This window comes from Pseudomonas sp. 02C 26 (genome assembly GCF_002843585.1).
Lineage (GTDB): Bacteria > Pseudomonadota > Gammaproteobacteria > Pseudomonadales > Pseudomonadaceae > Aquipseudomonas > Aquipseudomonas shirazensis.
This window is the reverse complement of record NZ_CP025262.1, coordinates 2,776,275-2,790,578: the sequence shown is the minus strand read 5'-3', so window position 1 is coordinate 2,790,578 and position 14,304 is coordinate 2,776,275. Positions and strand designations below refer to the sequence as shown.

The following is a 14,304-nucleotide window of genomic DNA, read 5'->3' as shown; positions in this document are numbered from 1 at the left end:
AATTGAGCGGGGGACTTTGCTTGAGCAATCGTCGAGGCTGTTGGGGCTTACTGTTGATGGGGTGCTGCGCTGCAGACAGTTGGCCAGCTGTTGGCGGCTGTACAGTGCAGACAGTTATAGAAGAACTGGGGTTATTTAAAAAGGAATAAGAAAGAATACTCTTATTCCTTTATAGGGTTTCTGTATGCGTGGCCGTCTGCGCAGCGAGTCAGGAATGCGGCGAAGCGTGCTCGCCACCGGCATATTCGGGCTTCAGATGGCCCTGGCTGTCCAGCAGCCAGGCATCCATCACCTCGCGCACCACCGGACCGGCGACGCGGCCGCCGGCTTCGCCGTTTTCGATCATCACCGCGACCACAATCGAGGGATGCTCGGCGGGGGCGAAACCGACGAACAAGGCATTGTCGCGGTGCCGCTCCAGGGTCTTGTTGCGGTCGTAGCGCTCGCCCTGACGAATCGCCACTACCTGCGCGGTACCGCTCTTGCCGGCAATTCGGTACTGGGCGCCAGCCGCCGAGGCGCGGGCGATGCCACGCGGGTCGTGCATGACCATCTGCATGCCCTGGCTGACCTGGTCCCACGCGCGCTTGTCGTGCAGGACGATATCCGGCATCGGGTGCGGATCCTGCGGCGGCTCGCCACCAATGCTCCGGGCCAGGTGCGGGCGGTGCCACACGCCTTTGCTGGCGAGCAGGCTGGTGGCTTGGGCCAGCTGCAACGGGGTGACCTGCATGTAGCCCTGGCCAATCCCCAGGATCAGCGTTTCACCGGGGAACCATGCCTGACGGCGAGTCGCGCGCTTCCATTGCTGCGACGGCATCAGCCCGGCGGCTTCCTCGAACATGTCCAACGAGACCTTCTGGCCGAGGCCGAACTCGGCCATGTAGTCATGCAGGCGGTCGATGCCCAGCTTGTGCGCGAGGTCATAGAAGTAGGTGTCGTTGGAGCGCATGATCGCGGTGTACATGTCTACCCAGCCATCGCCGCTGCGGTTCCAGTTGCGGTACTTGTGGTCGTAGTTGGGCAGCTCGTAGTAGCCGGGGTCGAACACCCGGTTGGCGGGCGTCATTACGCCGCTGTCGAGGCCGGCGATGGCCACCTCCGGCTTGATCGTCGAGCCCGGCGCATACAAACCGCGCAGCACCCGGTTGAACAGCGGCCGGTCGATCGAATCGCGCAGCGCGGCGTATTGCTTGAAGCTGATGCCTTTGACGAACAGGTTAGGATCAAAGCTTGGGTTGCTGACCATCGCCAGCACATCGCCGGTGGCGGGGTCGAGCGCCACCACCGAGCCACGGCGATCGCCCAGGGCTTTTTCGGCGGCCTGCTGCAGCTGCACGTCAAGGCTGAGGATGATGTCCTTGCCCGGGATCGGGTCCTGATGGCGGAGCACGCGCATGACCCGGCCCTGGGCGTTGGTCTCGACCTCTTCGTAGCCGACATGACCGTGCAACTGATCCTCGTAGAAGCGCTCGACGCCAGTCTTGCCGATCGACTGGGTACCGCGGTACTCGGTGCTGTCGAGGGTCTTGGCTTCCTTCTCGTTGATCCGGCCGACATAGCCCACCGAGTGCGCAAAGTGCTCATTGAGCGGGTACTCACGGATAAACTGCGGCTCTACATCAAGCCCCGGCAGGCGGAACTGATTGACGGCGATCAGGGCGATCTGTTCTTCGCTCAGGCCCACCATCAAGGTCACCGGTTCGAACGGTTTACGCCCACGGCGCAGATCCTTGTTGAACTGCTGACGGTCGTCGTCGGCCAGGCCGAGAATCTGCGTCAGGCTGTCGAGCACCTTGGCTGAATCGCCGGCGCGCTCGCGGGTCATGGTCAGGTTGAAGCTGGGCTTGTTGTCGGCCAGCACGACGCCGTTGCGGTCGTAAATCAGGCCGCGCTCAGGCGCGATCGGCAGCACGTGCACGCGGTTGTTTTCGGAAACGGCGCTTTGCTGGTCGTGCTGCAGCACCTGCAGCACGTACAGGCGAGCGATCAGCACCGCAACGAGGCTGCAGGTCAGCACGGCGCAGACCAACAGACGGCGGTTGACCAGCTGCTTTTCCTGTTCGTGATCCTTGAGGGGGATGGGTTGGGGCATGCGCGTTCTTCGGGGTGGAGAGGTCACCGGGTCGGCGATGCTACGCAAGCACCCGCTGCTGCTCAAGCAAGCCGCCCCCGGCGAGCCTGCCCGGATGGCCCGTCAGCCCCGGCAGCACTGAGCCGCAGCCTTGCATGAATATTCATTCATGTGACTCATCAGGGCACGGCTTGCTGCACTGCTACTGCATGGCGTGCTCGTCTGATCGAGGCCTCTTGCAGCAGGGTAATCACCCCGTATCGGACTTGCGCCCCAGGTGGCGACAGCGCACTGGGTCAGCCACCTGACTTCAACGCCATGGCCAAACGCGACATGGCCGTCTCGATTTCATGCTCGGTCAGGGACGAGTAGCCCAGCAGCCAGCCTTGCTGCTTGTGCTCGCCCGCGTAGAGCCGGCTCAGGCCAGGCAACTGCACGCCGGCGCTGGCCGCTACGCGGATGGTGTCCTGCTCGCTCCAGCCCGCCTCGAGCAGGCAGGGAATCTGCAGTCCGCCTTGCGGGTGCAGGGCGGTGGCAATGCCTGGCAGGTGCCTGGCAATGGCATCCAGCATGTACAGGCGGCGCCGGCTGTAGAGTTTGCGCATGGCGCGCACGTGGGCGTTGTAATGGCCGTCTTCCATGAAGCGCGCCAGGGTCAGTTGCAGGATCTGCGGGGTATGCCCGTCGATGATGCTGCGGGCGCAGGCAAACGGCTGCACCAGTTGTTCGGGCAGGATCATGTAGCCCATGCGCAGGCCGGGAAACAGGGTCTTGCTGAAGGTGCCGAGGTAGATCGTGCGCTGGTAGCGGTCCAGCCCCTGCATGCAGGCGGTGGGCAGCCCGTCGTAGTGAAACTCGCTGTCGTAGTCGTCCTCGATGATCCATTTGCCGTGCTCGGCCGCCCAGCCGAGCAGCTCCAGCCGGCGCGCCAGCGGCAGGGTGGCGCCGGTGGGGTATTGATGCGACGGCGTCACGTACAGGCAATTGGCAGCGCTGCGATCGGCACGCAGCAGGTCGATGCGCACGCCTTGTTCATCGACGTCGATCGGCACGACCTTGGCCTCGGCCGCTTCGAAAGCTTTTTTCGCGCCAAAATAGCCGGGGTTTTCCAGCAGGATGGGTTTGCCCGCGTCTACCAGCAACTGCGCGCACAGGAACAACGCTTGGCGGGTACTGCTCAGCACCAGAATTTGCTCGGGCTTGCAGTTGGCGCCGCGCTCAAGGTTGAGGTACGTGGCGATGGCCTTGCGCAGCGGCTCGGCACCCTGCGGGTCACCATGCAGCAAGACGTTGCCGCGGTAGTCCTTCATGACCTGGCGTTGCAGGCGCTCCCAGGTCTCAGTGGGGAAGCTGCGGGTTTCCGGCAGGCCTGTAGCGAAGGCCTTGATCGCCTGCTGGTCATGGATGCCGCCGCTGGCGAGGATCTGCTGGCCGCGCTGGCTCAGCCCGGCCGCTTGCGTGGCGGCTTGAGCACGGCGTGCGTCGCGTTGTTGCATGCGCCGGCGTGCGGCGCCATGCAACTCGCTGCCCAGGGTTTGCGCGACGTAGCTGCCAGCGCCTCCTCGGCGGTTGATGTAGCCATCGCGCTGCAACTGCACATAGGCGTTCTCGACGGTGTCGCGGGCCACGCCGAGCGAGCGCGCCAGCACTCGCGTGGCGGGCAGCTTCAGGCCGGCACTCAGCGAGCCTTCGAGAATCAGTGCACGCAGTGAACGCTGGATTCGCTGGTGCAGATCGAGGCTGGCAAATTCGCTGTCGGCCAAGCGCATCTGCAGGGTTTCAAGTTCGAACGTTTTTGCCATGTGGTCTGCCCTGGCTGCATGAATTGGCCTGAAGCGGCAGGCCAGTCTATCCGTAGACTCTGCGCCTCGCCACTGCCTGGAGCTGTTCACCATGTCACTCAATGCCTCTCGCTCGTCACTGCGCCCGAGCGACCTGCTGCACCCGATCATTGCCGGTCTGGTATCGGTCATCGTCAACTATGGCGGCACCTTCATCCTGGTGTTCCAGGCGGCCAAGGTGGCCGGCCTGAGCCCTGAGCTGACGGCCTCGTGGGTCTGGTCGGTGTCCATTGGCGTGGGCGTTACCGGGATGTACCTGAGCTGGCGCTATCGCGCACCGATCATCACCGCCTGGTCGACGCCGGCTGCGGCGTTTCTGGTCGTCGCGCTGGCAACTACGCCTTATGCCGAAGCGGTAGGCGCCTACATGGTCTGTGCCGCGGCCTTCGTGCTGCTGGGCTGTTCCGGCTGGTTCGACAAGGTCATTGCACTGATTCCACCCGGGGTAGCAGCAGGGCTGCTGGCCGGGATTCTGCTGCAGTTTGGCATTGGTGCGTTCAGCAGCGTCAGCATCGATCCGCTGCTGGCCGGGCTGCTGATTGCCTGCTACCTGCTGCTCAAGCGCTTCACTGCGCGCTATGCGGTGGCCGGCATTCTGCTGCTGGGGTTGAGCTTTTTGCTGGTGCAGGGCCGGCTTGACCTGTCCGGCCTGCACTGGCAACTGACCGAGCCGGTGTTCACCGTGCCGCAGTTCTCGTTCAATGCGCTGCTGAGTGTGGCTTTGCCGCTGTTTTTGATCACCCTGACCGGGCAGTACATGCCGGGCATGCTGGTGTTGCGCAACGATGGCTACGACACCAGCGCCAGTCCCATCGTGACGGTGACCGGGCTGGGTTCGCTGTTGATGGCGCCGTTCGGCTCGCATGCGTTCAACCTGGCAGCGATCACCGCGGCCATCTGCACCGGCAAGGAAGCCCACGAACAGCCGTCCAAGCGCTGGATCGCCGGCATCGCCGCTGGCTTGCTATATGTGTTGGTAGGGATGTTCGGGGCGACCCTGGCGGCGCTGTTCATGGCCTTGCCGGCAAGCTTCATCGCCACCCTGGCCGGGCTGGCCTTGCTGGGCACCATCGGCGGCAGCCTGGCCAGCGCTACCGCCGATGCGAAAACCCGCGAAGCGGCGTTGATCACCTTTCTGGCCGCTGCCGCCAACATTACCTTGCTGGGTATTGGCGGTGCGTTCTGGGGCTTGCTGATTGGTCTTGCTGCGCATGCGCTGCTCAACGGCTTCAACAAAGCCGATGCGCCCGCGCGGGTCAGCAATCCAGCTGCTACGCGTTGAAAACTTGCCAGCCGAGCTCCGCCTCGCAGCGGCGCTTGGCTGTGAGCAGGTTCAGCTACTCAGGATGCATCGATCCAGATGGTTTTAAGCTCGGTGTATTGATCATGCGCCCAGATCGACTTGTCGCGACCACCAAACCCGGACTGCTTATAGCCGCCGAACGGCGTCGAGGCATCGCCTTCGCCGAAGCAGTTGACGGTCACCACGCCCGCGTGGATTTCCCGTGACAAGCGCAGCGCATTACGCAGGCTGCCGGTGTAGGCTGAGGCCGCCAGGCCATAGACTGTGTCGTTGGCCAGCTCGATGGCTTCGTCCAGGCTGGCAAAGCTGGTGACGCTTAGCACTGGGCCAAAGATCTCTTCGATGAACAGCGGGCTGTCTCGGCCAACGCCATCGACGATGGTCGGCTGCACGAACACGCCGGCTTGTGTTGCGCCGCCTTGGACCACCTCCAAGTTGTGCTCGGCAACGTAATCGAGATAACTGCGCACCTTGTCGAAATGCGCTTTGCTGACCATCGCACCTAGCCGGTTCTGCGGATCGAGCGGGTCGCCCAGTTGCCAGTTGTGCAACTGCTTGCCAATCAGGCTCAGCAGCTCGTCCTTGACGTCTTCATGAACGATCAACCGCGAGGTTGCCGAACAGTTCTCACCCATGTTCCAGAACGCACCGGCAGTGACGTACTCGGCGACCTGCTCGAGGTCTTCGCAGTCATTCATCACCACCGCCGGGTTTTTCCCGCCCAGCTCCAGCACCACGCGCTTGAGGTTGGACTCGGAGGCATACTTCAGGAATAGCCGGCCGGTGTCGGTCGAACCGGTGAAGCTGACCATGGCAACGTCCATGTGCCGACCAATCGGCTCGCCAGCCTCGCGGCCGCCACCTGGGGTCACGTTGAATACCCCAGCCGGTACGCCGGCCTGATGCGCCAGCTCGGCGACGCGCAGAGCGGTGAGGGTTGTTTCCTTGGCCGGCTTGACCACGATCGAGCACCCCGCGGCCAGCGAGGGACCGATTTTCCAGGCCAGCATCAGCAACGGGAAGTTCCACGGCAGCACCAGGCCGACCACACCGATTGCTTCGCGCACAACCAGGGTCACCGCGCCATGCCCGGTTGGTGCGGTGCTGTCGTAGACCTTGTCGATCAGCTCGGCGTGCCAGCGCAAAGTGTTGATGGTTTCTGGCACATCGACTGTCTGGCATTCACTGACCGGTTTGCCGCTGTCCAGGCTTTCGAGAACAGCCAGCTCATGGGCATTGTCTTCCAGCAGTTGTGCAAAGCGCAGCAGCACTTGTTTGCGTGCAGCTGGTGCTTGCTTGTGCCAGCGGCCATCGGCGAATGCAGCCTTGGCGGCGGCAACGGCGATATCTACGTCGCGGCTATCACAAGAGGCGATTTCAGCCAGGTTGGCGCCGGTCGCAGGGTTGCTGGTAACGAAGGTGTTGCCGCTCTGGGCTGCGCAGAAGCGCCCGTCGATGAACGCCTGGGTGCGGTATTGCATGTCCGCCGCGATCGCGGCGTACTCTTCTTTGCTCAGCAACTCGCTCATCTCAGACTCCTCCATTAATGTGTGCAACAGCGCGCTTGAGAGTGGCAACGACTTCTTTCAGCTCGGCCTTTTCGCTGTCTTGCAGGCCTTTCAGTGGAGCTCGAACACCGCCTGTGCGCAGGCCATTGAGCTCGCAGCCGTACTTGATCGACTGCACGAATTTGCCGCCTTCAAGGAAGTCCATCAACGGCATCATCGCCGCCATGATCTGCCGACCTTTGACGAAATCGTTTTCGATCACGCACGCCTGGTACAACGCCACATGCTCACGCGGGATGAAGTTGGAGCCGGCACAGACCCAGCTACGCGCGCCCCAAGCGAAGAACTCCAGGGCCTGATCGTCCCAGCCGCAAGACAGGGCGATATGTGGCAGCTTGGTCGCCAGGCGGTGCAGTTGCGCCATGTCGCCGGAGCTTTCCTTGATGGCGACGATGTTGCGGCAACCCGCCAGCGCGTCGAACAGCTCCGGGCCCATGTGCACACCCATGCGCGCTGGATAGTTGTAGAGCATGATCGGCAAGCCCGCGGCGCGGTCGACTGCGAGGACGTGCTCGGCGACTTCCTGCTGGGTCGGCAGGGCATACGGTGGCGAGCCGACCAGCAGGGCGTCGGCCTTGATCGCCTTGGCCGCTTCAGCGTAGGCCACCGAGTCTTCGGTGCGGATAGCGCCGGTGCCAACGATCAAGGGCAGGCGCCCGTGCAAAACATCCTTGGCCTGCGCCGCCAGGTCGAAGCGCTCCTGAGCGGTGTGAGCGTAATACTCGCCCGTGGAGCCGCCGATGATGATGCCGTGGACCTTGGCCTCGACCAGGTATTCGAGGACCTCGGCGAAGGCGGCCTTGTCGATGTTGCCGTCTGCGTCCAGAGGGGTGATGGCCGGGGTATAGATGCCTTCGAACTTCATTGATGGTGCTCCCAGGTAGTGTCACTAGCGGTGAGACGATGCGGGCCGATACGGCCAGCGCAGCATGCGGTATCAGCCAAGCGCGGCGGCTTGCTGCAGGTTGAGCGAACGTGTTTCCGGTGCCAGCAGCCAAGACAGCAGCAATCCGATCAGGGTGATCAGCGCCGCGCTGTACATGGTTTGGGCTATGCCCAGGGTGTACAGCGAGATAGGCAGCGGGATGAGGCAGCAGGTCCAGAACACGATGCCGATCACCAGGCGCAGCAGAAGAATGCTCAGTGCGCTGTCTGCCCAGAACTGCGCCGCTGAAGCCGGCACGAACAATACCTGGCCAGCGAAGAACAGCCGCCGCCTGCCGAGGCGATCGGTCAGCCAACCGCCGAGAGAGCCACCGAAGAATATCCCGATCAGGGCAGAGGCTGCGGTCAAGCCTTCCCACAGCGTGGTCATGGCCAGTGCACTGGAAATATGTGCCAGGGCCACGCCGATTATGCTGAGCACATAGCCATCGACGAACGAGCCGCCCCCGGAGGGCCAGGTGAGCAGTGTATGGAACGGGCTGAGCGGGACTTCTTCCACTGAGAGAGCAAGGCTTGTCATTGTTGTTCCTGATCATGCGTGTTCGGTTTGCCGCGGCAGCGGCGGACGCACCGCCGCACTGCGTGCGCTCAGCCTTCCTGCCCTGCGCGGTACTGGCCCCACAACAGGTTCAGGTTGACCCCCATCGACACCAGCGCGGCCGGGGGGTTGGCGCTTGGCCCAGGCGAGCGCAGGACAAAATCGATCAACTCGGATCGCTCACCCGCCAGCCAGTCCGCCAGCAACTTGCCGGTAGCCGTGCCGCGAGTCACGCCCAAGCCGTTGCAGCACAGTGCGCCGTAGACGTTGCCAGCCAGCTCGCCGAAGTAACCCGCGTGGTTGCGAGAGAGGGCGAGGGCGCCGCCCCAGGTGAATTCGAACGGCAATTGCGTAAGCATCGGGAAGCGGCGCTCGAACGAGGCGCGATGGCGGGCAGCGAAACGCGCCAGATATTTGGGGTCGCTGCGCCCGTCCGGGTTGAAGCTGAAACTGTTGCGGATCAGCAGGCGTTGGTCAGGCGTGCGGCGTACGGTGGTGCCGAACGGGTCGGCCGGGATCACCCCCCAGTACGCCTTGCCGCTCAATCGGGCCTGCTCGTCGGCGGTCATCGGCCGGGTCAGGCTGGCGTAAGTGAACACCGGCAACATGCGCCCCTTGAGAAACCCAAAACTCATGCCGAAGGCATTGTTGGTGAGGATCAGCTTGTCGGCAGTGATCGACCCATTTGCGTGCTTGAGCACGCTGCGGGCGCCGTACTCGACTTCGCTGATTGGCGTGTTCTCATACAGGGTAACGTTGCTCGGCAGGCTGTCGGCGAGGCCCTTGACCAGCGCCGACGGTTGGATCAGCGAGGTGCCTGGGGTGAACAGCGCCTTACGGTAGAAGCGCGTGCCGATGTGCTCGGGCAGTGCCTCGGCGTCGATCATCTGATACGGCTGCTCGAGCTTGTCCAGCCCAGAGCGATAGGCCTCGAGCACGGCGATGCCGCGATCTTCGACGGCCGCCTGGTACTTGCCGCAGTGGCTCAGCTGGCAGTCGATATTGAAGCGTTCGACCAGCTCGGTCAGGTAATTTTTACCACTGAGGTTGAGCTGCATGGTGGTCTTTGCGGTGGCGATATCGCCGATGTAGTCCGGCGCGCCGATGTCATGGGGCAGGTCGATGACAAAGCCTGCGTTGCGCCCCGAAGTACCGAAGCCGACTTCCTGGGCATCTACCAGCACGATGTGTTCGTCGGGGAAGTGCGTCGCCAGCTGGCGGGCGGTTGCCAGCCCGGTGAAGCCTGCGCCGACGATTACCCAACGGGCGCGGCTGTGCCCTGTATGGGCAGGGCGCACCGTGCGGCCTTTGCTCAGGTGATACCAGCCACAGGTTTGATCATCGCCCGGTAATGACGCTACTTTCATGGTGGACATCCTGTTTGATTCAACCGAGTGAAGGCGGTGCCTTCCGTTAAAGTTCAAAGCGCGCTTCTTTGGAAGGTGGGTAGCCAAACAGGGCGCTGTAACACTTGCTGAAGTGACTGGATGAGACAAAGCCGCAGGCCGTTGCGATATCAATCAGGGCGCCACCGGAGTTTTGAATAAGGCGCCGTGCTTCGGTGATTCTTAGTTGCAGGTAATAGCGTTGTGGGCTGGTCGCCAATTGTTCACGAAACAAGCGCTGCATTTGCCGTTGCGACAACTTCACGTAGTGAGTAAGTTGCTCAGGCTCCAACGGTTCTTCGAGGTTGGCTTCCATCAAGCTGATGATTTCCCGCAGCGGTGCACTCAGGCGCGGCTGGCGCTTGTTGAGCGCGCTGCGAAAGCGTGACTGGTCATAATCAAGCATGTCGAGGACAGCATCGGTCAGGGTTGTACTGGTGCACTGGCGCAACCACTGGATAGTCATCTGGAACGCCCCGGCAGGGCTTGCAGCGGTCAGGCGATCACGGTCACAGACTTGGCTGTCGAAGCACACATTGGTATTCGGCGAGCGCTCGGCCAAGGCTGTGCGTTGCTCAGGGTGGATGGCACAGCGGTAGCCATCCAGCAGGCCGGCCTTGCCGAGGAACCACGCGCCATTCCACAGGCCACCCAAGGCCACCGGCAACCGCGCCAGGGTCTGCAGCAAGGCAGTCAACCACTGTGGGGCCACGCGGGGCGTGCGCAGGCCGCCGCAGATGATCATCAGGTCGAGGTCGGCGATACGCACGTCGGTCAGCGGTGTGCTCGGCTGGATCGGGATAGCCAGGTCGCTCATGACCGCGCTGTTGTCATGGCTGAACGTGTGCACCCTGACCGAACCTGGTTTGAGCAGATTGGCGGTGGTCAGCACGTCGAGCGATTGGGTGAAGCACGGCAGGGAAAAGTTATCCAGAAGCAGGAAACCGACAGTGGCCTTTTGCATGCATTCATCGCGCGTGGACAGCGACTGCAGATTGCGCTCGGCGAACGTACTGCTGAAGGTCTTTATTATTTTCATGATGACTAACGCTCAGACTAAGTGGCCAGTAGCACGCAGGCGATTGGCTCAGGCGCTACGGCTGATGACAAAGTTATGCTTCATGGAATGCAGCGTCCAACGACATTTCCGGACAACTATGGATAACCCGCCGTTATAAATCCGCACGGGGAAGATAGTCAGTCGCTGAGGAAACTCTCATCGAACGGATAGTGGGTCAGCAGTTCATGTCCTGCTTCGGTGACCAGTAGTTGATTTTCCAGTTTTATACCGTCGCGCCCGCCGACCTCGCCAATATAGGCTTCGACACACAAAGTCATGCCGGCTTGCAGTTCACCTTCATAGCCATACGCAGCGACGTCCTCTGGGTACCGGATACTGGGGTATTCGTCGCATAAGCCAACCCCATGGAACAGCACGCCGTAGCGCTGGGCGCGGCAGGCTTCGGGCAGGCGATGGGCATTTGCGCTCAACTCGCTGAAACGCACGCCCGGTTTGACCAAGGCCATGTTATGGCTGATGTGCTGATGGGCAATCCGATACAGCAGTTTCTGCTCGGCGCTTGGCTGCAGGCCGCCGCAAATCCAACTGCGCGACATGTCGACGCACATGCCATATACGCCGATCAGATCGGTATCGAACGACAGCAGGTCGCCATCGCTCAGTACCCGCGGGCCACATTCCTGGAACCAGGGGTTGGTGCGCGGGCCGGAGCTGAGGATGCGCGTCTCGATCCATTCGCCGCCGCGACGAATGTTGCCGGCGTGCAAGGCAGCCCAGACGTCGTTCTCGCTGACACCTGCGCGCATCGCCGTGTGCATTTCGCCCACCGCCGCTTCGCACGACGCCACTGCACAACGCATGGCTCTGATTTCATCGGGGCCTTTGATCAGGCGGGCCATCTCGGTGACTTGCTGCCCACTGCACACCTCAATACCCAACGCATCCAGGGCCCGCAGGCCGGCTACTTCGATGCGGTCGACGGCGAGGCGGCGGTTGCTGCCTGCGTGTTGGCGCAACAGTTGTTCAAGTTGATCGGCAAACCGCCGCGCATGCTCGTCGGTACGGTCGCCCGTTTCGAAGTAGAAGAACGAGGCGCCGCTGCGCAGTTCACTGACCAGCGGCAGGTGCGCCGAGAGGTGCTCGCAGCCATGAAAGTCCCACAGCACGACATGGCCGCTGGCAGCGACAAAACAGGCCCGCGCCGGGTTGTGCGTGGTCCACAGCTGCATGTTGCTGCTGTCTGTGGCGTAGCGGATATTCAGCGGGTCGAACAGCAGGATACCGCCCAGGTCGCGGGCTACCAGTTGCTCCTGGACCCGCCGCAAGCGGTATTCGCGCATGCGTGCCAGGTGCGGCGGCTGCAGGCCGAGCTGCGCCCATTCGACGAAGGCCAATGCAGTCGGGCCGGTTTCGACGCGGTCGTTATCAGCAACCGAGCCGTCGGCCATGAAGGCACTGGCAGCTCGCCTGGTCGGGTCAATACGGCGGGCGTTGCTGGCAATCGAGTAGGGTGAGGTCATCATGCGCTGGGGTCATCCTTGGCGCGGCAGGCGAACCTGCCGCGCCGTTCACGGCTGAGGTCAGTTGCTCTTCTGGGTAGCCGCAGCGCGCGCTGTCTGCAGCCAGGCATCGAATTGCTGGCGGTGGGCCGCAACCCACTCCTTGGCGTGGCGGGTGATATCAGCCGGCTTCTTCTCGCCTTGCTGCATGCGCAGGTTCTGTGAGCTCTCATCAGCGGTGCTGATCTGCACCACCGAGAGGAATTTCAGCGCCGCCGGATTTTCCTCGGCGAATTCCTTGTTCACCACCGCGACGATCTTGTCCACGGCAAAGCCGAGGTTCTTGCCCTTGTACATCGTGTCGACGCTGTTGTTGCCGTCCGGCAGGTCGGTTTTCGGCACTTCCAGCCAGACGACGTCCTTGTCCTCGACCAGCACGGTGGCGATCCACTGCGGAACCCAGGTGAAGTACAGGATCGGCTTGCCTTCCTTGTAGCGGGTGATGGTGTCGGCCATCAGGGCGAAGTACGAGCCTTGGTTGACCGTGACGGTCTTGTCCAGGCCATAGGCTTTCATGTGATGGTCGATCACCAGCTCGCAGCCCCAGCCAGGGTTGCAGCCCGTCAGGTCGGCCTTGCCGTCGCCGTCGGTGTCGAACAGCTTGGCGATCTCCGGTTTTTTCAGATCGGTGATGTACTTGATGTTGTGCGCTTCAGCGGTTTTCTTGTCTATCAGGTAGCCCTGCAGAACACCCGGCATGATATCGCCGGCCTTGACCATGACGTCGTCGCCACCGGCCTGCTGGTAGAACTTGTCGTGCAGCTTGTCCCACAGGTGCACGGTGAAGTCGGCATCGCCACTGGCCAGTGCCATCATCATCACGCCATATTCGGTTTCCTTGGGCTCCTGAACCTTGTAGCCGAGCTCGCGCAGGCCCTCCATGGCGACCTCGCCGCGAAAACGCTCTTCAGCGATCGCCGGGAAGATCGGGGTGACCTTGACGCCGTCACCGGGCTTGTCAGCCGAGGCGTGCGCGCACAGCGCAGCGGCGGCCAGGGTCAGCGCGCTGGCGCACTGGAGCAAACTGCGGGGGAGCATGGGCATGGACATCGTCGCGTACCTTCTTCTGGTTATTAGCATCAAGTGCGGCAGGTCGAATCGGTCAGGTCATGCGGTCTTGCGCCGCTCTGCTGGTTTAGCGCTGCCGCAGAGGCGCAGCACCACACCAACGGGCCCGGTCTGGTACCAGCGCAGGCTTGGATCAGCGCTGGTTCTGGCGCCCATGGCCTGGGTCAGGCGGTCGAGAAAGATCGCCAGCAGCACCAGGCCGGCACCGCCCACCGTGGCCAGGCCCATGTCCAGCCGGCCGATGCCGCGCAGGACCATCTGGCCCAGGCCACCTACGGAGATCATCGAGGCGATCACCACCATCGACAGCGACAGCATCAGGGTCTGGTTGAGGCCGGCCATGATGGTCGGGGTTGCCAGCGGCAGTTGTACCCGGGTGAGCATCTGCCGCGGTGTGCAGCCAAAGGCGCGGGCGGCTTCGATCTTGTCCTCGGGCACCTGGCGGATACCCAGGTTGGTCAGGCGCACCAGCGGCGGCAGGGCGAAGACGATGGTGACAAGCACGCCGGGCACATTACCGATGCCGAACAGCATCACCACGGGCACCAGATAGACGAATGCGGGCAGCGTCTGCATGGCATCGAGTAGCGGACGTATGACCTGCTCGAGGCGGTTGCTGCGGGCGCAGACGATGCCCAGCGGCACGCCAATCACCGCGCAGAAGAACACCGAGGTCAGCACCAGCGCCAAGGTGGTCATCGACTCCGACCACACGCCGATAAGGCCCAGCAGGGTCAGGGTGACGAAGCTCAGCGCGGCCATGCGCTTGCCGGCCAGCTGCCAGCCGAGCAGGGACGAGAGGATGATGCCAATGCTAGGCGGGATGCTCTGCAGGGTGAACTCGATGCCGTTGAGCACCTGATCGATTGGCCAGCGGATCGCACGGAACACATCACGGAAATTGTGCACCAGAAATTTCAGGGTGCTTTCGACCCAGTCGCCCAAGGGAATAGTGGCGTACTGGAACGGGTCCAACAGACTGAACTCGGACATGGTGGCTTA

General features: G+C 62.6%; 11 protein-coding genes. 1 reads left to right on the top strand and 10 read right to left on the bottom strand.

Going from position 1 to position 14,304, the window contains the following annotated elements; all coding sequences use genetic code 11:
* Positions 1-208: 208 nt before the first annotated feature.
* Positions 209-2,095 (bottom strand): penicillin-binding protein 2, encoded by a 1,887-nt coding sequence (gene mrdA / locus CXQ80_RS12535; RefSeq protein WP_101319902.1) that lies wholly within the window; start codon positions 2,093-2,095, stop codon positions 209-211.
* 275 nt (positions 2,096-2,370) lie between these two features.
* Positions 2,371-3,876, bottom strand: coding sequence for a PLP-dependent aminotransferase family protein (locus tag CXQ80_RS12530; RefSeq protein WP_101319900.1), 1,506 nt, complete (start codon positions 3,874-3,876; stop codon positions 2,371-2,373).
* 91 nt (positions 3,877-3,967) lie between these two features.
* On the opposite strand from CXQ80_RS12530, the gene CXQ80_RS12525 reads away from it, so the two are divergent.
* On the top strand, positions 3,968-5,197 hold the full coding sequence (locus tag CXQ80_RS12525; RefSeq protein WP_101319898.1) for a benzoate/H(+) symporter BenE family transporter: 1,230 nt from the start codon (positions 3,968-3,970) through the stop codon (positions 5,195-5,197).
* 59 nt (positions 5,198-5,256) lie between these two features.
* On the opposite strand, the gene CXQ80_RS12520 is transcribed toward CXQ80_RS12525, so the two are convergent.
* The 8 genes from CXQ80_RS12520 to proW form a co-directional block, all read right to left on the bottom strand.
* Positions 5,257-6,747 (bottom strand): aldehyde dehydrogenase, encoded by a 1,491-nt coding sequence (locus CXQ80_RS12520; protein WP_101319896.1) that lies wholly within the window; start codon positions 6,745-6,747, stop codon positions 5,257-5,259.
* Between the two features lies 1 nt (position 6,748).
* A complete protein-coding gene (locus CXQ80_RS12515) occupies positions 6,749-7,651 on the bottom strand; it encodes a dihydrodipicolinate synthase family protein (RefSeq protein WP_101319894.1) in 903 nt (300 codons plus the stop codon).
* A 72-nt stretch (positions 7,652-7,723) separates the two neighbouring features.
* Positions 7,724-8,251, bottom strand: coding sequence for an MFS transporter (locus CXQ80_RS12510; RefSeq protein ID WP_101319891.1), 528 nt, complete (start codon positions 8,249-8,251; stop codon positions 7,724-7,726).
* 68 nt (positions 8,252-8,319) lie between these two features.
* Positions 8,320-9,636: an FAD-binding oxidoreductase gene (locus CXQ80_RS12505; protein WP_101319889.1), complete on the bottom strand. Its 1,317-nt coding sequence runs from the start codon at positions 9,634-9,636 to the stop codon at positions 8,320-8,322.
* A 46-nt stretch (positions 9,637-9,682) separates the two neighbouring features.
* Entirely contained in the window at positions 9,683-10,693 is a 1,011-nt protein-coding gene (locus tag CXQ80_RS12500) for a GlxA family transcriptional regulator (RefSeq protein WP_101319887.1), read from the bottom strand.
* Positions 10,694-10,851: 158 nt separating this feature from the next.
* Positions 10,852-12,198 (bottom strand): dimethylsulfonioproprionate lyase DddP, encoded by a 1,347-nt coding sequence (gene dddP / locus CXQ80_RS12495; protein WP_101319885.1) that lies wholly within the window; start codon positions 12,196-12,198, stop codon positions 10,852-10,854.
* 57 nt (positions 12,199-12,255) lie between these two features.
* Entirely contained in the window at positions 12,256-13,278 is a 1,023-nt protein-coding gene (proX, locus tag CXQ80_RS12490; RefSeq protein ID WP_224786349.1) for a glycine betaine/L-proline ABC transporter substrate-binding protein ProX, read from the bottom strand.
* Positions 13,279-13,341: 63 nt separating this feature from the next.
* Positions 13,342-14,295 carry a glycine betaine/L-proline ABC transporter permease ProW gene (proW, locus tag CXQ80_RS12485; protein WP_101319881.1) on the bottom strand — a complete coding sequence of 318 codons (954 nt, stop codon included), beginning with the start codon at positions 14,293-14,295 and terminating at the stop codon, positions 13,342-13,344.
* Between the last annotated feature and the right edge of the window lie 9 nt (positions 14,296-14,304).